The sequence below is a fragment of the Mesorhizobium sp. M3A.F.Ca.ET.175.01.1.1 genome, assembly GCF_004791945.1.
Classification (GTDB): Bacteria; Pseudomonadota; Alphaproteobacteria; order Rhizobiales; family Rhizobiaceae; genus Mesorhizobium.
Genome location: NZ_SRTP01000001.1, coordinates 429914 through 452991, shown reverse-complemented (window position 1 = coordinate 452991; position 23078 = coordinate 429914). Strand labels below are relative to the sequence as shown.

33 protein-coding genes and 1 pseudogene are annotated in these 23078 nt (G+C 63.4%); all 34 read right to left on the bottom strand.

What is annotated here, in order from left to right:
• Positions 1–62: 62 nt before the first annotated feature.
• Positions 63–242 (bottom strand): annotated as a pseudogene (locus EN818_RS33475) (DUF779 domain-containing protein); the annotation flags it as partial.
• Between the two features lie 16 nt (positions 243–258).
• A complete protein-coding gene (locus EN818_RS02300; RefSeq protein ID WP_095807470.1) occupies positions 259–1086 on the bottom strand; it encodes an aspartyl/asparaginyl beta-hydroxylase domain-containing protein in 828 nt (275 codons plus the stop codon).
• 122 nt (positions 1087–1208) lie between these two features.
• Entirely contained in the window at positions 1209–2516 is a 1308-nt protein-coding gene (locus EN818_RS02295; protein ID WP_095807471.1) for a replication-associated recombination protein A, read from the bottom strand.
• Between the two features lie 39 nt (positions 2517–2555).
• Complete coding sequence (locus EN818_RS02290) at positions 2556–4049, bottom strand: DegQ family serine endoprotease (RefSeq protein ID WP_095807472.1); 1494 nt, start codon at positions 4047–4049, stop codon at positions 2556–2558.
• A gap of 188 nt (positions 4050–4237) precedes the next feature.
• Positions 4238–4669 carry a 50S ribosomal protein L17 gene (gene rplQ, locus EN818_RS02285; protein ID WP_095807473.1) on the bottom strand — a complete coding sequence of 144 codons (432 nt, stop codon included), beginning with the start codon at positions 4667–4669 and terminating at the stop codon, positions 4238–4240.
• Between the two features lie 143 nt (positions 4670–4812).
• Positions 4813–5823 carry a DNA-directed RNA polymerase subunit alpha gene (locus EN818_RS02280; protein ID WP_059188661.1) on the bottom strand — a complete coding sequence of 337 codons (1011 nt, stop codon included), beginning with the start codon at positions 5821–5823 and terminating at the stop codon, positions 4813–4815.
• Between the two features lie 99 nt (positions 5824–5922).
• Positions 5923–6312, bottom strand: coding sequence for a 30S ribosomal protein S11 (rpsK, locus tag EN818_RS02275; protein WP_006205444.1), 390 nt, complete (start codon positions 6310–6312; stop codon positions 5923–5925).
• A gap of 156 nt (positions 6313–6468) precedes the next feature.
• Positions 6469–6837 carry a 30S ribosomal protein S13 gene (gene rpsM / locus EN818_RS02270; RefSeq protein ID WP_024924780.1) on the bottom strand — a complete coding sequence of 123 codons (369 nt, stop codon included), beginning with the start codon at positions 6835–6837 and terminating at the stop codon, positions 6469–6471.
• A gap of 189 nt (positions 6838–7026) precedes the next feature.
• Positions 7027–7635: an adenylate kinase gene (locus tag EN818_RS02265; protein ID WP_129552753.1), complete on the bottom strand. Its 609-nt coding sequence runs from the start codon at positions 7633–7635 to the stop codon at positions 7027–7029.
• Positions 7632–8972, bottom strand: a complete 1341-nt coding sequence (secY, locus tag EN818_RS02260) for a preprotein translocase subunit SecY (RefSeq protein WP_095807475.1) — start codon at positions 8970–8972, stop codon at positions 7632–7634. Before secY ends, EN818_RS02265 begins: the two co-directional genes overlap by 4 nt.
• Before the next feature lie 243 nt (positions 8973–9215).
• On the bottom strand, positions 9216–9689 hold the full coding sequence (gene rplO / locus EN818_RS02255; protein WP_095807476.1) for a 50S ribosomal protein L15: 474 nt from the start codon (positions 9687–9689) through the stop codon (positions 9216–9218).
• Positions 9690–9711: 22 nt separating this feature from the next.
• Positions 9712–9909, bottom strand: a complete 198-nt coding sequence (gene rpmD, locus EN818_RS02250; protein WP_095807477.1) for a 50S ribosomal protein L30 — start codon at positions 9907–9909, stop codon at positions 9712–9714.
• Between the two features lie 25 nt (positions 9910–9934).
• Positions 9935–10504: a 30S ribosomal protein S5 gene (gene rpsE, locus EN818_RS02245; RefSeq protein WP_095807478.1), complete on the bottom strand. Its 570-nt coding sequence runs from the start codon at positions 10502–10504 to the stop codon at positions 9935–9937.
• A 153-nt stretch (positions 10505–10657) separates the two neighbouring features.
• Complete coding sequence (rplR, locus tag EN818_RS02240; RefSeq protein WP_095807479.1) at positions 10658–11020, bottom strand: 50S ribosomal protein L18; 363 nt, start codon at positions 11018–11020, stop codon at positions 10658–10660.
• A gap of 129 nt (positions 11021–11149) precedes the next feature.
• Positions 11150–11683: a 50S ribosomal protein L6 gene (gene rplF / locus EN818_RS02235; protein WP_095807480.1), complete on the bottom strand. Its 534-nt coding sequence runs from the start codon at positions 11681–11683 to the stop codon at positions 11150–11152.
• Positions 11684–11796: 113 nt separating this feature from the next.
• Positions 11797–12195, bottom strand: coding sequence for a 30S ribosomal protein S8 (gene rpsH, locus EN818_RS02230; RefSeq protein ID WP_059188496.1), 399 nt, complete (start codon positions 12193–12195; stop codon positions 11797–11799).
• A gap of 13 nt (positions 12196–12208) precedes the next feature.
• Entirely contained in the window at positions 12209–12514 is a 306-nt protein-coding gene (gene rpsN, locus EN818_RS02225) for a 30S ribosomal protein S14 (RefSeq protein WP_095807481.1), read from the bottom strand.
• A gap of 26 nt (positions 12515–12540) precedes the next feature.
• A complete protein-coding gene (rplE, locus tag EN818_RS02220) occupies positions 12541–13119 on the bottom strand; it encodes a 50S ribosomal protein L5 (RefSeq protein WP_095807482.1) in 579 nt (192 codons plus the stop codon).
• Positions 13112–13426 carry a 50S ribosomal protein L24 gene (rplX, locus tag EN818_RS02215; protein ID WP_095807483.1) on the bottom strand — a complete coding sequence of 105 codons (315 nt, stop codon included), beginning with the start codon at positions 13424–13426 and terminating at the stop codon, positions 13112–13114. Before rplX ends, rplE begins: the two co-directional genes overlap by 8 nt.
• A gap of 12 nt (positions 13427–13438) precedes the next feature.
• Positions 13439–13807, bottom strand: coding sequence for a 50S ribosomal protein L14 (gene rplN / locus EN818_RS02210; protein ID WP_006205457.1), 369 nt, complete (start codon positions 13805–13807; stop codon positions 13439–13441).
• A gap of 82 nt (positions 13808–13889) precedes the next feature.
• On the bottom strand, positions 13890–14129 hold the full coding sequence (rpsQ, locus tag EN818_RS02205; protein WP_059188492.1) for a 30S ribosomal protein S17: 240 nt from the start codon (positions 14127–14129) through the stop codon (positions 13890–13892).
• Between the two features lie 4 nt (positions 14130–14133).
• Complete coding sequence (gene rpmC, locus EN818_RS02200; protein ID WP_095807484.1) at positions 14134–14334, bottom strand: 50S ribosomal protein L29; 201 nt, start codon at positions 14332–14334, stop codon at positions 14134–14136.
• A gap of 14 nt (positions 14335–14348) precedes the next feature.
• Entirely contained in the window at positions 14349–14762 is a 414-nt protein-coding gene (gene rplP, locus EN818_RS02195; RefSeq protein ID WP_040994621.1) for a 50S ribosomal protein L16, read from the bottom strand.
• Positions 14763–14789: 27 nt separating this feature from the next.
• On the bottom strand, positions 14790–15512 hold the full coding sequence (rpsC, locus tag EN818_RS02190; protein ID WP_095807485.1) for a 30S ribosomal protein S3: 723 nt from the start codon (positions 15510–15512) through the stop codon (positions 14790–14792).
• Entirely contained in the window at positions 15512–15901 is a 390-nt protein-coding gene (gene rplV / locus EN818_RS02185) for a 50S ribosomal protein L22 (protein ID WP_010909277.1), read from the bottom strand. The genes rpsC and rplV overlap by 1 nt, the downstream gene beginning before the upstream one ends.
• A gap of 2 nt (positions 15902–15903) precedes the next feature.
• On the bottom strand, positions 15904–16182 hold the full coding sequence (rpsS, locus tag EN818_RS02180; protein ID WP_006205463.1) for a 30S ribosomal protein S19: 279 nt from the start codon (positions 16180–16182) through the stop codon (positions 15904–15906).
• 16 nt (positions 16183–16198) lie between these two features.
• Positions 16199–17032 (bottom strand): 50S ribosomal protein L2, encoded by an 834-nt coding sequence (gene rplB, locus EN818_RS02175; RefSeq protein WP_095807486.1) that lies wholly within the window; start codon positions 17030–17032, stop codon positions 16199–16201.
• 22 nt (positions 17033–17054) lie between these two features.
• Positions 17055–17348, bottom strand: coding sequence for a 50S ribosomal protein L23 (locus EN818_RS02170; RefSeq protein WP_040983033.1), 294 nt, complete (start codon positions 17346–17348; stop codon positions 17055–17057).
• On the bottom strand, positions 17345–17965 hold the full coding sequence (gene rplD, locus EN818_RS02165; RefSeq protein WP_095807487.1) for a 50S ribosomal protein L4: 621 nt from the start codon (positions 17963–17965) through the stop codon (positions 17345–17347). The genes EN818_RS02170 and rplD overlap by 4 nt, the downstream gene beginning before the upstream one ends.
• Positions 17965–18684: a 50S ribosomal protein L3 gene (gene rplC, locus EN818_RS02160; protein ID WP_095807488.1), complete on the bottom strand. Its 720-nt coding sequence runs from the start codon at positions 18682–18684 to the stop codon at positions 17965–17967. Before rplC ends, rplD begins: the two co-directional genes overlap by 1 nt.
• Positions 18685–18777: 93 nt before the next feature.
• Positions 18778–19086, bottom strand: coding sequence for a 30S ribosomal protein S10 (gene rpsJ, locus EN818_RS02155; protein ID WP_006205468.1), 309 nt, complete (start codon positions 19084–19086; stop codon positions 18778–18780).
• A 65-nt stretch (positions 19087–19151) separates the two neighbouring features.
• Positions 19152–20327: an elongation factor Tu gene (gene tuf, locus EN818_RS02150; RefSeq protein WP_095805843.1), complete on the bottom strand. Its 1176-nt coding sequence runs from the start codon at positions 20325–20327 to the stop codon at positions 19152–19154.
• Between the two features lie 101 nt (positions 20328–20428).
• Positions 20429–22519: an elongation factor G gene (fusA, locus tag EN818_RS02145; RefSeq protein WP_095805834.1), complete on the bottom strand. Its 2091-nt coding sequence runs from the start codon at positions 22517–22519 to the stop codon at positions 20429–20431.
• A 29-nt stretch (positions 22520–22548) separates the two neighbouring features.
• Positions 22549–23019, bottom strand: coding sequence for a 30S ribosomal protein S7 (rpsG, locus tag EN818_RS02140; protein ID WP_059189563.1), 471 nt, complete (start codon positions 23017–23019; stop codon positions 22549–22551).
• Between the last annotated feature and the right edge of the window lie 59 nt (positions 23020–23078).

Sequence of the window (23078 nt, the reverse complement as noted above, 5' to 3'; positions counted from 1 at the left end):
CATAGCACTAAGGCGAGCCTGTTGCGAGGCAAAGGCCCAACAAAGCGCGGCGATTGCCCCAATCAATCGCGTTGGCCACCAGACCACCATGCTGGCGCGGCGCAGACGGTGGATCGCGTCAGGAACCGCTTCTCGCGGCCATTGTGTCGAGCAAGAACATGCCGCCTCTGCCCGGCACAACGTCGATAGTCGGTATGCTTCCACGCCTCGAATTGCGCGGCGCTGATGTAGACCGGCGTCTCGCCGCTTCTGCTTGGTTCAGCTGACCGGCGCCTTCGGCTTGGCTGAGCCAATCATCTTCCAGTTCTTGTAGAAGACCGAGTTGATGCGCTCGACGCTGACCGAGACAATCGCCAGAAGCCCTGCGATCAGGCCAGGGAACGGGGACGGGCGGACGATGTCGACAAAGACGCAGTAGCGGCGTCCGTCATACTCGTTGACCGAGCGGTGGAAGAGCGTGTCGTCGAAGATGAACAGCGGATTGTCGTGCCAGTAGTTCTTCCTGCTGCCGCACTGGACGAAGATTTCCGCCTTTACCGGGATCAGATTATAGAGCAGGCGCAGGCTGAGCCGCAGCGGTCCGAAATGCCAGGACGTCGACTCGCGGCCGCTGAAAACCGAGACCGCGATGGTCTTGACGTATGTGAAGTCCTTGTTGAACTCGGGGACGCTGTCGATCTTGTGCTTGCCATACCACTGATAGACGTACATGCCGCGGCGGCCGCCGCCGAAATTGGCGTCGATGTCGGCGATGATCTCGTCCTTGCGCGCCTTGAAGACATCCAGCACCTCGTTGATCTCACGCTGGTACTCTTGCGGAAACTGATCGAGCGTCCAGACGCCGGGATTTCTGTAGCAGAGAAGGTCCACAACCAGATTGAACGGCGAAAGCAGCCAGGTGAACAGGCCGTTGCCGAGGAAGTAGCGCTCGAACAGCATCGCGTTCTTCTGATCGTTTCGCATGACGTCGATCAGGCCGCAGACGATGAAGACCGTCGTCACCAGGGGAATGAAATAGAAGCCGAGCGCAAGAACGAGGGCCGCGACCGCAGCCTTGCGAATTGTCTTAACCGTCTGCTTTGTCATCGTCTTTCGCGGGGAGCGCGATCCTGTTCGCACGAGCCAAATAACGGCGACCCCCGCCAGCCGTGCGCCTTAATAGGATTTTTCGTGGTCCTGCACAATCCGCGCTGCAACAGGCCCGGCGCTTACTCCCGCTCTTTGCGCAGCTTTGCCCAGTATTCCAGCCGCTTCCGGACCTCGCGCTCGAAACCGCGCTCCGGCGGATCATAGAAGGTGTGGCGGCCCATCTTTTCCGGGAAGTAGTCCTGGCCGGAAAACGCATCCGGCTCGTCATGGTCGTAGCGGTAGCCGGCGCCGTAGTCCTCCTCTTTCATCAGCTTGGTCGGCGCATTGAGGATATGTTTGGGCGGCAGCAGCGACCCATGCTCCTTGGCCGCTCGCGTCGCCGCCTTGAAGGCGGTGTAGACGGCGTTCGATTTCGGCGCCGTGGCGAGATAGACGGCCGCCTCGGCGAAGGCCAACTCGCCCTCGGGAGAGCCGAGATAATCATAAGCGTCCTTGGCGGCGTTGGCGACGACCAGCGCCTGCGGATCGGCGAGCCCGATATCCTCCACCGCCATCCGCACCAGCCGGCGGCCGAGGTAGAGCGGGTCCTCACCCGCATCGAACATGCGCGCGAGATAGTAGAGCGCTGCGTCAGGGTCCGAACCGCGCACCGATTTATGCAGCGCCGAGATCAGGTTGTAGTGACCGTCCTGGCCCTTGTCGTAGATCGGCGCGCGGCGCTGGATCACGCGCTGAAGGCCTTCCGGACCGAAGACTTCGCCGGGCTTGGCGGCGCGCCAGACTTCCTCGGCCAATGTCAGCGACGCCCGGCCGTCGCCGTCGCTCATGCGGATGAGCATGGCCCGCGCCTCGTCGTCGAGCGGGAGCGCCCTGCCCTCGGTTTCCTCGGCACGTTCGAGCAGCTTGGCGATGCTCTCCTCTCCGAGTGAGCGGAACACCAGCACTCTGGCGCGGGAGAGCAACGCCGCATTGAGTTCGAAGGATGGGTTCTCCGTGGTCGCGCCGACCAGAACCACAGTCCCGTCTTCCATCACCGGCAGGAAGCCATCCTGCTGGGCGCGGTTGAAGCGATGGATCTCGTCTACGAAGAGCAGCGTCTGGCGGCCATTGGCCCGGCGCAACCTCGCCGCCTCGAACACTTTCTTGAGGTCGGCGACACCGGAAAACACCGCCGATATCTGCTCGAAGGCAAGGTGGGTCTCGCCGGCCAGCAGCCGCGCCACGGTCGTCTTGCCGGTGCCCGGTGGGCCCCAGAAGATCATCGAGCCGAGCGAGCCGGAATTGATCAGCCGCGTCAGTGCGCCGTCGGGCCCGGTCAGATGCTCCTGGCCGACGACCTCGCCGAGGTTCTTCGGGCGCAAGCGGTCGGCAAGCGGCCGCCCGGGCGGCGGCTTCTCCGGTTCATCGGCACTGAACAGGTCGGCCATGGTACTCTTCAGCCTGGAGCGCGACCTCTCCGATCGGGCTCAGTAACGCAATACTTGCCGCAGTATCTGCCCGCCGCGTTCGACGGTAAAGCGCCACCAGCGCGTGTCCTGCTGGGCAATCTGGGCCAGCGTCGCTGCTGTGTCGATGCTCGTGCCATTCACCTCGCGCACGATGTCGCCTGGCTGGAAGCCAAAATCGGCGGCCGGGGAATCGCGGTTGATGTCGACGACGGTGACGCCTTTGATGTCGCTCCGCAGGCCAAGCCGCTGCGCCAGCCGCGGCGACAGTTCCGCCACCTTGGCGCCGGCGAACGGACTGCGGCCATGCAGCGTCACTTCCGTGGCCTTTGCCCCTTCCGGCGCACGCTCCAGCGCGATCTCCATCGTCGCCTGCTGGCCCTTGCTCAGCACTGCGAAGGTCGCCTTGGAGCCGATCGACAGCGTCGCCATCCGGTAATCGAGCGCCTCGATGCTTTCCACCGGCGTGTTGTTGAGCGACAGCACGACATCGCCGGGCTTGAGCCCTGCCTTGCCGGCCGGGCCGGTCGCGTCGACCGAGGAGACCAGCGCGCCGGTCGGCTTTTCCATCCCGAGCGATTCCGCGATCTGCGGCGTCACCGCCTCGAATTCGGCGCCGATATAGGGCCGCTCGAAGAAATCGAGACCGGCCTTGGCGGCGTCGGCGAAAGCGCGAACCATATTCGCGGGAATAGCGAAGCCGATGCCGATCGAGCCGCCGCTGCGGCTGTAGATCGCCGTGTTGATACCGACCAGCTGGCCGCCCATGTTGATCAGCGCGCCACCGGAATTGCCGGGATTGATGGCAGCGTCCGTCTGGATGAAATAGCCCGAATCCGACACACCGATATGGCTGCGCGCGAGCGCCGAAACGATGCCGCTTGTGGTGGTCTGCCCGACACCGAACGGATTGCCGATCGCCAGCACCAGATCGCCCACCTCGAGCGCGTCGGAATCGCCGATGGCGATCACCGGGAACGGCTTGTCGCCCGAGATCTTGAGCACGGCGAGATCGAGCGTCTCGTCCTTCAGCATCACCTTGCTGGCAAATTCGCGCCCATCGGCGGTTGCTACCTTCACCTCGTCGGCACCCTTGATGACGTGATAGTTGGTGACGATGACGCCGCTCGGGTCGACCAGCACGCCGGATCCGAGGGAGGACTGGGCGCGGGGCCGGGTGCGGCCGAAGAACTCCTCGAAGAAGGGGTCGCCTTCGAAAGGCGATGTCACCTTGGCGGTCTGTGATGCATAGACATTGACGACGGCCGGCGCCGTCTGCTTGACCAGCGGAGCAAAGGAAAGCTGCACCTCTTCGCGGCCGAAGGGCACGCGCTTGTCCGGACCGGAGGTGGCGTTCTCGCCTTCGACGCCGTGCAGCAGATCGGTCAGCACGTCGGACAGGCCGGGATCAGCCGGCTTGGCAGCGTCCTCGGCCAACGCCTGTCTCACGGCGGGCGCCGCGGCAAAGGCGGCCAGCGCGCAAATTGCAACCAGAAACAGACGTTTGAACTGCATTCCGAATCCTCCAGTCGGGCGCCATTGTCCCGACGATTGTGCAGAATGAAAGGCTAATGCACTGAAATGCGACAATTGTCGCGCAAAACCATACGCTTGGCAGTGTCAACACGGCTCCGTCGGGCACTGCCGCCCAAATGCAAAAAGGGGCCCGAAGGCCCCTCGATGTCATCGGCGAACGCCAAGCCTCAGGCGGCTTCGGCTTCCTCGTTGCCGCCTTCGGCCTCGAGGCGGGCGCGGTCGGCGGCACCTTTGGCCGACGTGTCGCGGTCGACGAACTCGATGACCGCCATCGCAGCGTTGTCGCCGTGGCGGAAGCCCGCCTTCATGATGCGCAGGTAGCCGCCGTTGCGGGTGGCGTAGCGGGGGGCAATGGTCTCGAACAGGCGCTTGACGACGCCTTCATTGCCGATCTGCGCGATCACCTGGCGGCGGGCGTGCAGGTCGCCGCGCTTGCCGAGCGTCACCAGCTTCTCGACGATCGGACGCAGGTCCTTCGCCTTCGGCAGGGTTGTGACGATCTGCTCGTGCTCGATGAGGGACACGGCGAGATTGGCGAACATCGACTTGCGGTGGCTTACGCTGCGGGCGAACCGGCGGCCTTTAAATCCGTGGCGCATGGCTCTTCTCCTGGTGTTATGGGCGGTTGCCCGGCTGTTTCGATTTGTGAATGGTCAATAGTGAATGGTGAATGGAAGGGCTCTACGTCTCCGAAGCCGCCGATCGGCGACCATTCACCATTTCACCATTCTCAATTCACCGCTCAGTATTGATCTTCGTAACGCTTGGCGAGGTCTTCGATGTTTTCCGGCGGCCAGTCCGGCACTTCCATGCCGAGATGCAGGCCCATTGCCGCCAGCACTTCCTTGATCTCGTTCAGCGACTTGCGGCCGAAGTTCGGGGTGCGCAGCATCTCGGCTTCGGTCTTCTGGATCAGGTCGCCGATATAGACGATGTTGTCGTTCTTCAGGCAGTTGGCCGAACGCACCGAAAGCTCGAGCTCGTCGACCTTCTTGAGCAGCGCCGGGTTGAAGGCGAGCTCGGTGACCGCCTCGGTGGCGACTTCCTTCTGCGGCTCGTCGAAGTTGACGAACAGGCTGAGCTGGTCCTGCAGGATGCGGGCAGCGAAAGCCACCGCGTCTTCGCCCGAGATCGAACCGTCGGTCTCGATGGTCATGGTCAGCTTGTCATAGTCGAGAACCTGGCCCTCGCGGGTGTTCTCGACCTTGTAGGAGACCTTCTTTACCGGCGAGTAGAGGCTATCGACCGGGATCAGGCCGATCGGCGCGTCCTCGGCGCGATTGCGTTCGGCCGGCACATAGCCCTTGCCGGTGTCGACGGTGAACTCCATGCGGATCTCGGCGCCCTCGTCCAGCGTGCAGATCACGTGGTCGGGGTTGAGGATCTCGACGTCGCCGACGGTCTGGATGTCGCCCGCGAGCACCGCGCCGGGGCCCTGCTTGCGCACGACCATGCGCTTGGGACCGTCGCCTTCCATGCGGATGGCGATTTCCTTGATGTTGAGCACGATGTCGGTCACGTCCTCGCGCACACCGGCGATGGACGAGAATTCATGCAGGACGCCGTCGATCTGCACGGCGGTGACGGCCGCGCCGCGCAGCGAAGACAGAAGCACGCGCCGCAGCGCGTTGCCGAGGGTGAGGCCGAAGCCGCGCTCGAGCGGCTCGGCGACCAGCGTGGTCAGCGTCTTCTTCTTCGACGAAAACTCGATCTTGTTCGGCTTGATCAGTTCCTGCCAGTTTTTCTGGATCATGGTGTCTTCCTTCCTTTGACCCGCCACCATCCAATCGTGGCGGGCAGCCTGGAAAAACCGCGGCTGCGCCCAAGCGCTCGCGCGGCGTTCGGTAATTTCTTAGACGCGGCGCTTCTTGCGCGGGCGGCAGCCATTGTGCGGGATTGGCGTCACGTCACGGATCGAGGTGATGGTGAAGCCGGCAGCCTGCAGTGCGCGCAACGCCGATTCGCGACCGGAGCCGGGTCCGCAGACCTCGACCTCGAGCATGCGCATGCCGTGCTCCTGCGCCTTCTTCGCAACGTCTTCGGCCGCCATCTGGGCAGCGAACGGGGTCGACTTGCGCGAACCCTTGAAGCCCTGGGCGCCGGCCGACGACCAGGCAATCGAATTGCCCTGCGCGTCGGTGATGGTGATCATCGTGTTGTTGAAGGTCGAATTGACGTGGGCAACGCCCGACGAGATGTTCTTGCGTTCGCGACGGCGAACACGAGCGGCTTCCTTGGCCATGGTAGTCCTTTCAGTTGATCTCTACACCGCCGTAATGCCAGCGGCTCCACCTGGTAAGGGAGTAGGGGAATAGGGAAGTAAGGGAGCAGGGAACAAACGATCCGATTTTCGGACTATTCCCTACTGCCTTACTCCCCTACTCCCTTATTCCCCCAATTACTTCTTCTTGCCGGCGATCGCCTTGGCCGGGCCCTTGCGGGTGCGCGCATTGGTGTGCGTGCGCTGGCCGCGGACCGGCAGCGAGCGGCGATGACGCAGGCCGCGATAGCAGCCGAGGTCCATCAGCCGCTTGATGTTCATCGAGACTTCGCGGCGCAGGTCGCCTTCGACCTGATAGTCGCGGTCGATCGTCTCGCGGATCTGCAGCACTTCCGCGTCGGTCAGCTGGTTGACGCGCCGCTCGGCCGGGATGCCGACCTTGTCGACGATCTCCTGGGCGAACTTCTTGCCAATGCCGTGAATGTACTGAAGCGCGATGACGACGCGCTTGTTGGTCGGAATGTTGACGCCGGCTATACGAGCCATCTTCTCTCATCTCCATTTGGGCCGGACGCGCCGGCGCTGTCTAAGTTCCCCGCGTCCGGTGGAGGCCGGCCCTTGCGGGAGTTTCCTGGTTCAAAGCGGCTGCCCTGCCCTTGCGGGCAAGCAAAGTTCATGCCTGATAGGAAGACGGGCCGCCATACCCCAGCGAACCCCTGCAGTCAAGCGCAATCTTCAGTTCGCCGCGGCGGCCTCCTTCACGGTCGCCGCAAGAACCGCTTCGATCTCCGCGGTCACCGCGTCGATGCTGGCCATGCCGTCAACGCCTTTCAGCTTGCGCTTGGCGTAGTAGTAGCCGGTCAGCGGGGCGGTCTTCTTGTAATACTCCCGCAGGCGCTCCTCGAACACCGCCGGGTTGTCGTCCTTGCGCACCGGCTGGCCGGCGGCCTTGGCGTCCTCGGCCCGTTTCACGATTCGGCCGACCAGCGCCTTGTCGTCAACGACGAGCTCGATGACGGTATCCAGTGCGATCCCGCGCTCGGCGAGCATGGCGTCGACCGCGTCCGCCTGCACCAGCGTGCGCGGATAACCGTCGAGGATGAACCCCCTGGCGCAGTCGGGCTGGTCGATCCGTTCGGCGACGATGGCGTTGACGATGGCATCCGACACCAGTTCACCGGCATCCATCACCGCCTTTGCCCGCTTGCCGACTTCAGTTCCGGCCTGGACGGCGGCACGCAGCATGTCACCCGTGGAAAGCTGGGGGATGCCGTGATTGTCTACCAGTCTCTGTGCTTGCGTCCCCTTGCCCGCCCCTGGCGGTCCAAGCAATATCAGCCTCATCTGCTCCTCTTTCCCCCGCGCAACTTCGACTTCTTGATCAGCCCCTCATACTGGTGCGCGATCAGGTGACCCTGAATCTGCGCCACCGTGTCGAGCGTGACACTGACCACGATCAGAAGCGATGTGCCACCGAGGTAGAAAGGTACGCCAGTCGCCGAAATCAGGAACTCGGGCAGCAGACACACCAGCACCAGGTAGATGGCGCCGATGACGGTGATACGCGTCAGAACGTAATCGATATATTCCGCAGTGCGTTCGCCCGGACGATAGCCCGGAATGAAGCCCGAATGCTTCTTCAACTGGTCGGCCGTGTCCTTCGGGTTGAAGACGATCGCCGTGTAGAAGAAAGCGAAGAAGACGATCATCGCAGCGTAGAAGGCCATGTAAAGCGGCTGGCCATGGCCGAGCGAGGCGAGGATCGCGCTAGCCCAGGTGGGCAGGTTGGTCGTCTGCGAGAAACCGGCGACGGTCGCTGGCAGAAGCAGCAGTGACGACGCGAAGATCGGCGGGATGACGCCCGAGGTGTTGAGCTTCAGCGGCAGGTGCGAGGTATCGCCCTGGAACATCCGGTTGCCGACCTGACGCTTCGGATACTGGATCAGCAGCCGGCGCTGCGCGCGCTCGAAGAACACGATCAGCCCGATCACCACGATGGCGAGCACGATGATCGCCAGGATCAGGCTTGTCGACAGCGCGCCGGTGCGGCCAAGTTCCAGCGTGCCGGAGATCGCCCGCGGCAGGCCGGCGACGATGCCGGAGAAGATGATCAGCGAAATGCCGTTGCCGATGCCGCGCGCGGTGATCTGCTCGCCGAGCCACATCAGGAACATGGTGCCGCCGACCAGCGTAACGACGGTCGAGATGCGAAAGAACATGCCGGGATCGTTGACGATGCCGTTGCCGCCCTCGAGGCCGATCGAGATGCCGTAAGCCTGCACCAGAGCCAGCAGCACGGTGCCGTAGCGCGTGTACTGGTTGATGATCTTGCGGCCCTGCTCGCCCTCCTTCTTCAGCGCCTCAAGCGACGGGATGACCGAGGTCATGAGCTGCATGATGATGGAGGCGGAAATGTAGGGCATGATGCCGAGCGCGAAGATCGCCATGCGCTGCACGGCGCCGCCGGCGAACATGTTGAACATGCCGAGCACGCCCTTGCTCTGCGAGGAGAAGGCCTGGGCAAACGCGTCGGGATTGATGCCGGGAAGCGGGATGTAGGTGCCGAGGCGGTAGACGAGCAGCGCGCCCACGGTGAACCAGATGCGTTTCTTCAGATCCTCGGCTTTGGCGAAGGCCGCAAAATTCAGATTCGAGGCTAGTTGTTCAGCAGCCGAAGCCATGCCTGATTCTCCGCTAGAGCATGATGCCGAAAAGTGTGAAGCGGTTTTCGGACAATGCTCTACTTCTTTGATTTCTTTGCCGCTCGATGCCCGCAGCTCAGGCGGCGCCTGTCGCCGATGCTGACGAGATAAGCTCCAGACCGTAAACATGCAAGCGGCCGCGTTGACGCGGCCGCTCAATTGATCAGATCAAAACGCGGCTCGACGGCAATTCATCCGTGTCGGCCGCGCTTCAATTCGCCGTTACTCGGCGGCGGCCGCTTCCGGCAGCTTCACCGAACCGCCGGCCTTCTCGATCTTCTCGATCGCGGCCTTGGAGGCGCCGGCGACGTCGAAGGAAAGCTTGGCCTTCAGCTCGCCGTCAGACAGCACGCGCACGCCGTCCTTGGCGCGGCGGATGACGCCGGCGGCAATCAGAGCCTCGGCCGTCACAGTCGCCTTGGCGTCGAGCTTCTTGGCGTCGACGGCAGCCTGGATGCGGGCGAGCGACACGACGGTGAAGCTCTTGCCGAACAGGTTGTTGAAGCCGCGCTTCGGCAGGCGCCGGTAGAGCGGCATCTGGCCACCCTCGAAGCCGTTGATGGCGACACCGGAGCGAGCCTTCTGGCCCTTGACGCCGCGACCGGCGGTCTTGCCCGAGCCGGAGCCGATGCCGCGGCCGAGGCGCTTCTTGGAATGCGTGGCGCCGTCCTTGTCACGCAGATCGTTGAGTTTCATCTTCGTTCTCCTGCGCTTCTGCTCAGCCCTCGTCCACGACGCGGACGAGATGCTGGACGGCAGCGATCATGCCGCGCACGGAAGGAGTGTCTTCCAGGGTGCGCTGCTTGTGCATCTTGTTGAGCCCGAGGCCGACCAGCGTCGCACGCTGTTCCTTCGGCCGGCGGATCGGCGAACCGATCTGCTTGACGGTGATGGTTTTGGTAGCTTTCTTGGCCATGGTCGAAATCCCTGGTCAGCGTCGACTATTCTTCGGTCGCCACGGCAGTGCCGCGGCGAGCCTGAAGGGTCGAGTACTTGATGCCGCGCGCGGCAGCCACATCCTTGGGATGCATCTGGCTCTTTAGCGCGTCGAAGGTGGCGCGAACCATGTTGTACGGGTTCGACGAACCCATCGACTTGGCGACCACGTCATGCATGCCGAGCGTCTCGAAGACGGCGCGCATCGGGCCACCCGCGATGATGCCGGTACCCTGCTTGGCGGCGCGCAACAGCACGCGTCCGGCGCCCCAGCGGCCCTCGACGTCGTGATGCAGCGTGCGGCCCGAGCGCAGCGGCACGAAAATCATGTCGCGCTTGGCCGACTCGGTCGCCTTGCGGATCGCCTCCGGCACTTCGCGTGCCTTGCCGTGGCCGAAACCGACGCGGCCCTTCTGGTCGCCGACGACGACGAGAGCGGCAAAACCGAAGCGACGGCCGCCCTTCACCACCTTGGCGACGCGGTTGATGTGGACGAGCTTGTCCACCATGCCGTCGTCACGCTCTTCGCGCTCACGCTCGCGGCCGCGGCCGCCTTCTCTACGTTCCTGTGCCATATCCTAGTCCTTGTTCTTTTCCGGAAGCACGGGTTGCTGAAATGCCGGCGCCTCTTGTGGGTCGCCGGCGGCGAAATTCATTGCCCCTTTGCATGATCTGGTCCGAAAAGTCAGCAACTTTCGCTGCGCTGACCTCCCGGACCAGGAGCAAGCTTAGAAGCTCAGACCACCCTCGCGGGCGGCCTCGGCCAGCGCCTTGACGCGGCCGTGATAGATATAGGCGCCACGGTCGAAGACGACTTCCTTGACACCAGCCTTCGTCGCACGCTCGGCGATCAGCTTGCCCACCGCGGCAGCGGCGGCAGTGTCGGCGCCGGTCTTGAGCGAACCCTTGAGGTCCTTCTCCAGGGTGGAGGCGGCAGCCAGCGTGTGGCCCTTGGCGTCGTCGATGACCTGGACGTAGATATTCTTCGAGGTGCGGTGCACCGAAAGCCGCGGGCGCTCGCCGGCGACCTTCTTCAACTGGCGGCGCACGCGCTGCGCGCGGCGTTGGGTGGTTTCTTTCGGGCTTGCCATGATGTCAGTTCCTTGCCTTCAAAAAACGGGGGCAACCTTGTGCGGTAGGCCAGGCCTCCCGCGGCCGCTCCCCGCGGCGTTGCACTTGGTCCTTTGCGAAAAGTCTGCAACTTTTCGGGGCCAAGCCTACTACTTCTTCTTGCCTTCCTTGCGGACGATCCGCTCGTTGGCATAGCGCACGCCCTTGCCCTTGTAGGGCTCCGGGCCGCGATATTCGCGGATCTCGGCGGCGACCTGGCCGACCTGCTGCTTGTCGATGCCGGTGATCGTGATTTCAGTCGGCTTCGGCACCGCGATCGTGATGCCCTGCGGCGTCTCATAGACCACGTCGTGGCTGAAGCCGAGCGCCAGCTGCAGGTTCTTGCCCTGCATGGCGGCACGATAGCCGACGCCGGTGATCTCGAGCTTCTTCTCGAAGCCGTCCTTCACGCCCTGCAGGATGTTGACGATCTGCGTGCGCGACATGCCCCACTTGGAGCGGGCGGCCTTGGTCTGGTCGCGCGGCTCAACGGAGATCTCGTTGTTCTCCAGCTTGACCAGCACTTCGTCGTTGACCACGAATTTCAGCTCGCCCTTGGGGCCCTTCGCCGTCACGGTCTGGCCGGCAACGGTCGCGGTCACGCCCTGCGGCAGCGAAACGGGTTTCTTTCCGATACGAGACATTGTTGTCTCCTCTTTCCTTAACTGCTGTGAATGCTGAATGGTGAAGTGGAGAATGGCGCGGTCACAGTCCCGTGCAGTTTCACCATTCACTATTCACCATTGACCATTCACCCTTAGAAAATCTGGCAGAGAATTTCGCCGCCGACATTCTGCTCGCGTGCCTCATGGTCGGCCATCACGCCCTTCGGCGTCGACAGGATGGCGATGCCGAGGCCGTTGGCGACCTGCGGGATCGACTTGGCCGAGACGTAGACGCGGCGGCCAGGCTTCGAGACGCGCTCGATCTCGCGCACGACCGGCGCGCCATCGAAATACTTCAGCTCGATCTCGATTTCCGACTTGCCGTTGTCGAAGTCGGTCTGGCTGTAGTCGCGGATATAGCCTTCCGACTTCAGCACTTCGAGGACGCGGGCGCGCAGCCGCGAGGCCGGGGTCGAGACGCTCGACTTCTTGCGGCCGTAGGCGTTGCGGATGCGGGTCAGCATATCGCCGAGAGGATCGCTCAATGACATCTCAATGTCCTCCTTACCAGCTCGACTTGACCAGGCCCGGGATCTGGCCGGTGTTGCCCAGATCGCGAAGCGCGATACGCGAAAGCTTGAGCTTGCGATAGTAGGCGCGCGGACGGCCGGTGACTTCGCAGCGGTTGCGGATGCGGATCTTGGCCGAGTTGCGCGGCAGCGCCGAAAGCTTCAACTGGGCACGGAACCGTTCTTCCATCGGCTTGGACTGATCCATGACGATGGCCTTGAGCGCGTTGCGCTTGGCGGCGAACTGGCCGGCAAGCTTGCGGCGCCTGTTGTTCTTCTCGACTGAGCTGGTCTTTGCCATTTCAGATTTTTCCTTTTTCGCTGCCGTTACTGGCGGAAGGGGAAGTTGAAGGCCTTGAGCAACGCCCTGGCCTCGTCGTCCGTCTTCGCCGTCGTACAAACGATGACGTCCATGCCCCAGACCTGATCAACCTTGTCGTAATTGATCTCCGGGAACACGATGTGTTCCTTGATGCCCATGGCGTAGTTGCCACGGCCGTCAAAGCTCTTCGGGTTCAGCCCGCGGAAGTCGCGGACGCGCGGCAGCGCGATGTTCACGAGGCGGTCGAGGAACTCGTACATGCGTTCCTTGCGCAGCGTGACCTTGGCGCCGATCGGCATGTTCTCGCGCACCTTGAAGCCGGCAATCGAGTTGCGGGCGCGGGTGACCACGGCCTTCTGGCCGGCAATCAGCGCTAGGTCTTCGGCCGCGACCGAAGGCTTCTTGGAATCGCCGGTCGCCTCGCCGACACCCATGTTCAGCACGATCTTGTCGATGCGCGGAACCTGCATGTCGTTGTCGTAGCCGAACTGCTCCTGCAGCGCCTTGCGGATGGTCTCGTTGTAGACCTTCTTGAGGCGCGGCTCGTTCTTGGCAGCTGCCTGCTTGGTTTCAGCCTTAGCCATTGATGACTTCTCCCGAACGCTTGGCGACGCGCACCTTCTTGCCGTCCTTCTGGATGGCGAAACCGACGCGGGTCGGCTTGCCGTCCTTGGGATCGGCCAGCGCGATGTTCGACAGGTGGATCGGCGCTTCCTTGGTGATGATCCCGCCCTCTTGGGACTGGGTCTGCTTCTGGTGACGGCGAATGAGGTTCACGCCGCGAACGACCGCGGTGTCTTCCTTCGGCTGCACCGACAGGACTTCGCCCGAGCGGCCCTTGTCCTTGCCGGCAAGCACGACGACCTTGTCGCCTTTTCTGATCTTCTGCATTGGTCCGGCTCCTTACAGCACTTCAGGCGCGAGCGAGATGATCTTCATGTGGTTCTTGGCGCGAAGCTCGCGCGGAACCGGCCCGAAGATACGCGTGCCGATCGGCTCTTTCTTATTGTCGACGAGAACGGCCGCGTTCTTGTCGAAACGGATCACGCTGCCGTCCGGGCGGCGGATGTCCTTGGCCGTGCGAACCACGACCGCCTTCATAACATCGCCCTTCTTAACGCGGCCGCGCGGGATGGCTTCCTTGATCGACACCACGATGATGTCGCCGACGGAGGCATACTTCCGCTTCGAGCCGCCCAGCACCTTGATGCACATGACACGACGAGCGCCGGAATTATCCGCGACGTCGAGGTTTGTTTGCATCTGAATCATGACTGGCCGCCTTCTTCTTTTCTAACGGGACGGGCTCGAAGCCCCTCCCCGGTCTGTCCAAAATTCGTTTCGTTCGCCCGGATCAAGCCTGATCCGAAGTGACGACGATCCAGCGCTTGTCCTTGGAAATCGGCTTCGATTCCTGGATGAACACCTGGTCGCCGACCTTGTGGGCGTTGTTCTCGTCATGCGCCTTGTACTTCTTGGTCAGGCGCACGGTCTTCTTCATCACGGGATGCGTGAAGCGCCGCTCGACCTTGACGACGACCGTCTTCTCGTTCTTGTCGCTGACGACGGTGCCCTGCAGGATGCGCTTTGGCATGGTCTTAACCCTTCTTGGCCGCGGCTTTTTCCGCGGCGATGGTCTTGATGCGCGCGATGTCCCTGCGGACCTGCTTCACGCGCGCGGTCTTCTCGAGCTGGCCGGTGGCCTTCTGGAAGCGCAGATTGAACTGCTCCTTCTTCAGGCTGGCCAGATCGTCGGTCAGCTGATCCTGGGTCTTGGTCCGGATGTCTTCGGCTTTCATGGTTCAGCCCGTCCTTATTCTGCGATGCGCTGTACGAAGCGCGTCTTGACCGAGAGCTTGGCGGCACCGAGACGCAGCGCCTCACGCGCGGTCTCTTCGCTGACGCCGTCGATCTCGAACATGATGCGGCCAGGCTTGACGCGCGCCGCCCAGTAGTCGACGCCGCCCTTGCCCTTACCCATGCGGACTTCGGTCGGCTTCGAGGTGACCGGCAGATCCGGGAACACCCGGATCCAGACGCGGCCGGCGCGCTTCATCTCGCGGGTGATCGCGCGGCGGGCCGCCTCGATCTCACGCGCGGTGACGCGGTTCGGCTCAAGCGCCTTCAGTCCGAAACCGCCGAAATCCAGATTGGTGCCGCCCTTGGCGGCACCGTGGATACGGCCCTTGAACTGCTTGCGGAACTTTGTGCGCTTTGGCTGCAGCATCGTTCTAACTCCAAATTCTCAAATGTCTCAGGCGTTCTCGCGACGACGACCGCGCTCGCGCTCGCCCGACGGACCGCCATGATCGCCTTCCGTGGCGCGGCGTTCCGAAGCCATCGGGTCGTGCTCGAGGATCTCGCCCTTGAACACCCACACCTTGACGCCGCAGATGCCGTAGGCAGTGTTCGCCTCGGCCGTGCCGTAGTCGACATCGGCGCGCAGCGTGTGCAGCGGCACGCGGCCTTCGCGGTACCACTCCATGCGGGCGATTTCGGCGCCGCCGAGACGGCCCGAACAGTTGATGCGGATGCCCTCGGCGCCGAGGCGCATGGCCGACTGCACGGCGCGCTTCATGGCGCGGCGGAACGCGATGCGGCGCTCCAGCTGCTGCGCGATCGACTGCGCGATCAGCGTGGCGTCGATTTCCGGCTTGCGCACCTCAACGATGTTGAGGTGCGTCTCCGACTTCGTCATCTCCATCAGCTTCTTGCGAAGCTTCTCGATGTCGGCGCCCTTCTTGCCGATGATCAGGCCCGGACGCGCGGCATGGATGGTGACGCGGCACTTCTTGTGCGGGCGCTCGATCACGACCTTGGAGATCGCGGCCTGCTTGAGCTCCTTCTCAAGATAGTTGCGGATCTTGATGTCCTCATGCAGCAGCTGGCCGTATTCGCCGGTGTTCGCGAACCAGCGCGAATCCCAGGTGCGGTTGATGCCGAGACGCAGCCCGATCGGATTGACTTTCTGGCCCATTATGCGGCCTCCCCTTTTTCCTCGACTTCACGAACGACGATCGTGAGGTGCGAGAACGGCTTTTCGATACGGCTGGCGCGACCACGGCCACGAGCGTGGAACCGCTTCATGACGATCGACTTGCCGACATAGGCTTCCGCCACCACCAGCGCGTCGACGTCGAGGTCGTGGTTGTTTTCCGCGTTGGCGATCGCCGACTCCAGCGTCTTCTTGACCGTGCCGGAAATCCGCTTGGCCGAGAATTCGAGGTCGGAAAGCGCTGTCGCGACCTTCTTGCCGCGGATCAGCGCGGCAACCAGGTTCAGCTTCTGCGGGCTGATACGGATCGTGCGCAGCACGGCGCGCGCTTCGTTGTCAGCAAGCCTGCGCGGAGCTTTGGCCTTGCCCATGATTATTTCCTCTTCGCCTTCTTATCCGCGCCGTGACCGTAGTAGGTCCGGGTCGGAGCGAATTCACCGAACTTGTGGCCGACCATGTCCTCGTTCACGGAGACGGGAACATGCTTCTGGCCGTTGTAGACACCGAAGGTGAAGCCGACGAACTGCGGCAGGATGGTGGAGCGGCGGCTCCACATCTTGATCACCTCATTGCGACCGCCTTCACGAACCTTGTCCACCTTCTTGAGAAGGTAGCCGTCGATGAAGGGGCCTTTCCAAATCGAACGAGTCACTTGGCGTTACCTCTTCTTAGCTCTTGCGCTGATGGCGCGAGCGCACGATGAACTTGTCGGTCGCCTTGTTGGACCGCGTCTTCTTGCCCTTGGTCGGCTTGCCCCAGGGCGAAACCGGATGGCGGCCACCCGAGGTGCGGCCTTCACCGCCGCCGTGAGGATGATCGACCGGGTTCATGGCCACGCCGCGATTGTGCGGGCGCTTGCCGCGCCACACCGTACGGCCGGCCTTGCCGTCGTTGATGTTGCCGTGGTCGGGGTTCGACACGGCGCCGACGGTGGCCATGCACGAACCGTGCACGATGCGCTGCTCGCCCGAGTTCAGGCGCAGGATCGCCATGCCCTGGTCGCGGCCGACGAGCTGGGCGTAACCGCCCGCCGAACGGGCGACCTGGCCGCCCTTGCCCGGCTTCAGCTCGATGTTGTGGACGATCGTGCCGACCGGCATCGAGGCCAGCGGCATCGCATTGCCCGGCTTCACGTCGACGGCTTCGCCGGCCACGATCTTGTCGCCGGCGGCAAGACGCTGCGGCGCCAGGATGTAGGACAGCTCGCCATCGTCATACTTGATCAGCGCGATGAAGGCGGTCCGGTTCGGATCGTATTCGATACGCTCCACCGTGCCGACGATGTCGAACTTCTTACGCTTGAAGTCGATGATGCGGTACGAGCGCTTGTGACCGCCGCCGATGAAGCGGGCCGTGATGCGGCCGTAGTTGTTTCGGCCGCCCGACTTGGTCAGGCCTTCGGTCAGGCCCTTGACGGGCTTGCCCTTGTAGAGGCCCGAGCGGTCGACGATGACCAGCTGGCGGGTGCTCGGCGTTACCGGGTTGAATTTCTTGAGTGCCATTGTCCTGTCCTCGCGGCCTTGCTCAGAGACCCGTCGCGACGTCGATCGACTGGCCGTCGGCCAGCGTCACAACCGCCTTCTTGACGTCGCCCTGGCGGCCAACCGTGCCGCGGAAGCGCTTGATCTTGCCCTTGCGGACGAGCGTGTTCACGGCCGTCACCTTGACGCCGAAGAGAGCTTCGACGGCGGCCTTGATTTCCGGCTTCGACGCCTTCTTGGCGACGTTGAAGACGACCTGGTTCTGCTCGGAAGCCATGGTCGACTTTTCGGTGATCGCCGGCGAGACGATCACGTCGTAGTGACGAAGGTCGGTCATTTGAAGCGCTCCTCGAGAGCCTCGACGGCGGCCTTCGAAAGGACCAGCGTGCCGCGGCGCAGAATGTCGTAGACGTTGATGCCCTGGATCGGCAGCACGTCGATGTTCGGAATGTTGGTCGCCGCCAGCTTGAAGTTCTGGTCGAGCTCGGCGCCGCCGATCACCAGGGCATTGGTCAGCCCCAGCGTCTCCAGGCTCGCGGCCAGCGCTTTCGTCTTGGCCTCGGCCAGCTTCAGCTCGTCGACGATGATGATCGAAGCGCTCTTGGCTTTGGCCGAGAGAGCATGCTTCAAGCCCAGCGCACGCACCTTCTTCGGCAGGTCGTGCTCATGGCTGCGCACGACCGGGCCGTGCGCCTTGCCGCCGCCGCGGAACTGCGGAGCGCGAGCCGAATGGTGACGGGCGCGGCCGGTACCCTTCTGCTTGTACATCTTGGCGCCGGTGCGCGCGATCTCGGCGCGGCCCTTGGCCTTGTGCGTGCCCTGCTGCTTCTTGGCGAGCTGCCAGCGCACGACGCGCTGCAGGATGTCCTCGCGCGGGTCAAGGCCGAAAATCTCCTCGGAGAGTTTCACCTTGCCGGCGTCCTTGCCGCCGAGCGTTGTAATCTTGAGGTCCATTATTCAGCTCCCTCGGTGGCCGGGGCGTCGTTCTTGGCGACAGCGGCAGCGCGGATTGCGGCAGGCTTCGGTGCGTTGGCGGGCAGCGCAACCTTGGCCGCGTCGCGGACCAGGATCCAGGCGCCCTTGACGCCAGGAACGGCGCCGCGGATCAGGATCAGGCCGCGGTCGGCATCGGTCGAGACGACCTCGACATTCTGCGTGGTGACGCGGACGTCGCCCATGTGGCCGGCCATCTTCTTGCCCTTGAACACCTTGCCGGGGTCCTGGCGCTGACCGGTCGAACCGTGCGTGCGGTGCGAAACCGAGTTACCGTGCGTGGCGCGGCCGCCACCCATGTTGTGCCGCTTGATCACGCCCTGGAAACCCTTGCCGGTCGAGGTGCCCGTCACGTCGACCTTCTGGCCGGCGACGAAATGCTCGACGGTCAGCTCGGCGCCGACGTCGATCATGTTGTCGGCGGAGACGCGGAACTCGGCGAGCTTCGCCTTCGGCTCGACGGAGGCGGCAGCGAAATGGCCGCGCATCGCCTTCGACGTGTTCTTCACCTTGGCAAGGCCAACGCCGAGCTGGACGGCGGTGTAGCCGTTCTTCTCCTGCGTGCGCTGCGCCACGACCTGGCAGTTCTCCATCTGGAGAACAGTGACGGGAACATGTTCCCCGGCATCGTTGTAGATGCGGGTCATTCCCACCTTCTTTGCAATCACACCTGAACGCATCGGTTCAATTCCTTTAGAGTTCCCTGTCGGGGCTAGCGCCCCTCCACGCCTCTTGTTCCTTCAGAGTTCCGGGTCGCCCCGCCCTCTTGTTCCTTAGAGCTTGATCTCGACGTCGACACCGGCGGCCAGATCGAGCTTCATCAGAGCATCGACCGTCTGCGGGGTCGGGTCGACGATGTCGAGCAGCCGCTTGTGGGTGCGCATCTCGAACTGCTCGCGGCTCTTCTTGTCGACGTGAGGCGACCGGTTGACCGTGAACTTTTCGATCCGCGTCGGCAGCGGAATGGGGCCACGGACGTTGGCGCCGGTGCGCTTGGCGGTCGACACGATTTCGCGCGTCGAGGCGTCGAGCACCCGGTGATCAAACGCCTTAAGGCGGATGCGGATATTCTGTCCGTTCATGCGTCAATTCCTTGTTCTGGCGCGGCGCGGGCATCCCGCGCCCGCGACAGATCGTTTCGGTCCAATTACTCTTTGATGGTGACGACGATGCCGGCACCGACGGTGCGGCCGCCTTCACGGATGGCGAAGCGCAGCTTCTCTTCCATCGCGATCGGCACGATCAGCTCGACGTCGACGGTGATGTTGTCGCCGGGCATCACCATCTCGGTGCCGGCCGGCAGCGTCACGATGCCGGTCACGTCCGTGGTGCGGAAGTAGAACTGCGGACGGTAGTTGGTGAAGAACGGCGTGTGGCGGCCGCCCTCGTCCTTGGTCAGGATGTAGGCCTCGGCCACGAACTTCTTGTGCGGCTTGACCGAGCCCGGCTTGGCCAGGACCTGGCCGCGCTCGACGCCCTCGCGGTCGACGCCGCGCAGCAGCGCGCCGATGTTGTCGCCGGCCTGGCCCTGGTCGAGCAGCTTGCGGAACATTTCCACGCCCGTGCAGGTCGTCTTGGTCGTCGGCCGGATGCCGACGATCTCCAGCTCCTCGCCGACCTTGACCACGCCGCGCTCGACGCGGCCGGTCACCACCGTGCCGCGGCCCGAGATCGAGAACACGTCCTCGATCGGCATCAGGAACGGCTTGTCCAGCGGACGCACCGGCGTCGGGATGTAGGCGTCGACCTGCGCCATCAGCTCGCGGATGGCGTCCTCGCCGATGGTCTTGTTGGAGTCTTCCAGCGCCGCCAGCGCCGAGCCCTTGACGATCGGAATGTCGTCGCCGGGGAACTCGTTCTTGGTCAGCAGCTCGCGCACCTCGAGCTCGACCAGCTCCAGAAGCTCGGCGTCGTCGACCTGGTCGACCTTGTTCAAGAACACCACGATCGACGGCACGCCGACCTGGCGGGCGAGCAGGATGTGCTCGCGCGTCTGCGGCATCGGGCCGTCGGCGGCCGACACCACCAGGATCGCGCCGTCCATCTGCGCGGCGCCGGTGATCATGTTCTTCACATAGTCGGCGTGGCCGGGGCAGTCGACGTGGGCATAGTGCCGGTTGGCCGTCTCGTACTCGACGTGCGCGGTCGAAATCGTGATGCCGCGCGCCTTCTCTTCCGGCGCCGCGTCGATCTGGTCATAGCGCTTGTATTCGCCAAAATACTTGGTGATCGCCGCCGTCAGCGACGTCTTGCCGTGATCGACGTGGCCGATCGTGCCAATGTTCACATGCGGCTTGGTGCGCTCGAATTTACCTTTTGCCACTGTATTTCTCCGTCTTTACTCGTCCCGCTCGGGGAAATTGATATTCGCTCCAGCCGAACCGGAAACGCGCAAGAGGCGCGGATCCGGCGGCACAGGCATTCTCACGCGTACTTTTTCTGGACTTCCTGAGCCACCGCCGTGGGGACCGGCTCGTAGTGGTCGAACTGCATCGTGTACTGGGCGCGGCCCTGCGACATCGAACGCAGATTGTCGACATACTTGAACATGTTGGCGAGCGGCACCATCGCGTTGATGACGACGGCCACGCCGCGCGCTTCCTGGCCCTGGATCTGGCCGCGACGGCCGTTGAGGTCGCCAATGACGCCACCGACATAGTCTTCCGGTGTCACCACCTCGACCTTCATGATCGGCTCGAGCAGCTGCACGCCGAGCTTCGGGGCCGCTTCCTTGAAGCAGGCGCGGGAAGCGATTTCGAAGGCGAGAACCGACGAGTCCACGTCGTGGAAGGCGCCGTCGATCAGCGTCGCCTTGACGCCGATCATCGGGAAGCCCGCGAACGGGCCGGAGCCCATGACGCTCTGGATGCCTTTCTCGACGCCGGGGATGTATTCCTTCGGCACCGCGCCGCCGACGATCTTGGACTCGAACACGAACTCCTCGCTCTCGGAGTTCGGCTCGAACACCAGCTTGACGCGGGCGAACTGGCCGGTACCGCCGGTCTGCTTCTTGTGCGTGTAGTCCTGCTCGTGGGTGCGGGTGATCGTCTCGCGATAGGCCACCTGCGGAGCGCCGACATTCGCCTCGACCTTGAACTCGCGGCGCATGCGGTCGACGATGATGTCGAGATGCAGCTCGCCCATACCGGCGATGATGGTCTGGCCGCTTTCCTCGTCGGTCTTGACGCGGAAGGACGGATCCTCGGCCGCCAGGCGATGCAGCGCCAGGCCCATCTTCTCCTGGTCGTTCTTGGTCTTCGGCTCGATGGCGATCTGGATGACCGGATCAGGGAATTCCATGCGCTCGAGAATGACAGGGTGCAGCGGATCGCAAAGCGTGTCGCCGGTGGTCGTGTCCTTGAGGCCGGCCAGGGCGACGATGTCGCCGGCGTAAGCCTCCTCGATGTCGGCGCGCGAATTCGCATGCATCTGCAGCATGCGGCCGATGCGCTCCTTCTTGCCCTTAACGGTGTTGTCGAGGGAGGCGCCCTTCGACAGCTTGCCCGAATAGATGCGGGCGAAGGTCAGCGAACCGACGAACGGGTCGTTCATGATCTTGAACGCCAGCATCGACAACGGCTCGCTGTCGGTCGCATGACGCTCGATCTCGGCATCCGTCTTGGCGTCGACGCCCTTGATCGCCGGCACGTCGATGGGCGACGGCAGGTATTCGACAACGGCGTCGAGCAGCGGCTGCACGCCCTTGTTCTTGAAGGCAGAGCCGCAGAACATCGGGAAGAACTTGACCGCGATGGTGCCCTTGCGGATCAGCGCGCGGATCTCGTCGTTCGACGGCATGTTGCCTTCGAGGTAATTCTCGAGCGCGGTCTCGTCCATCTCGACGGCGGCCTCGATCATCTTCTCGCGATACTGAGCGGCCTTCTCCTTGAGATCGGCCGGGATCTCGACGACGTCCCAGGCGGCACCCAGCGTCTCGTCGCGCCAGACAAGCGCGTTCATCTCGACGAGATCGACAACGCCCTTGAACTCGGTCTCGGCGCCGATCGGCAGCTGCATGACGACGGCCTGCGCGCCGAGGCGCGAACCGATCATTTCCACCGAGCGGTAGAAGTCGGCGCCGATCTTGTCCATCTTGTTGCAGAAGATCATGCGCGGCACGTGGTACTTGTCGGCCTGGCGCCACACGGTCTCGGTCTGCGGCTCGACGCCGGCATTGGCATCGAGCAGCGCGATCGCGCCGTCGAGCACGCGCAGCGAGCGCTCGACCTCGATGGTGAAGTCAACGTGTCCGGGAGTGTCGATGATGTTGAAGCGGCGCATCTTGCCGTCACGACCCTTCCAGAAGGTCGTGGTCGCGGCCGAGGTGATGGTGATGCCGCGTTCCTGCTCCTGCTCCATCCAGTCCATGGTGGCAGCGCCGTCATGGACTTCGCCGATCTTGTGCGACTTGCCCGTGTAGTACAGGACGCGCTCGGTCGTCGTCGTCTTGCCGGCGTCGATATGCGCCATGATACCGAAATTGCGGTAGTCTTCGATTTTGTATTCGCGGGCCATGGTAGGTGCCTCTCAGTCTCGTTCGCGCTTTACCAGCGGTAGTGCGCGAAGGCGCGGTTGGCTTCTGCCATCTTGTGGGTGTCTTCACGCTTCTTGACGGCCGTGCCGCGGTTGTTGGCCGCGTCCATCAGCTCGCCCGAGAGGCGGTCGATCATGGTGGTCTCGTTGCGGTTGCGGGCGGCGGCGATCAGCCAGCGGATGGCCAGCGCCTGGCGCCGCTCGGGGCGCACGTCGACCGGAACCTGGTAGGTGGCGCCGCCGACGCGACGCGAGCGCACTTCCACATGCGGCGCGACATTGTCGAGCGCCTGATGGAAGACGGTGACCGGCTCCTGCTTGGTCTTGGCCTGGACCTGATCCAGCGCGCCGTAGACGATCGTCTCGGCAACCGACTTCTTGCCGTCATACATGACGGCGTTCATGAACTTGGTGACGATCAGGTCGCCGAACTTCGGGTCCGGATTGATCTCACGCTTTTCTGCACTGTGACGACGGGACATGGCTTTTGTCTCTCAATCTCGTGGCACGGCGCAGTCAAAAAAAGCGCCGAAGCCGGAAA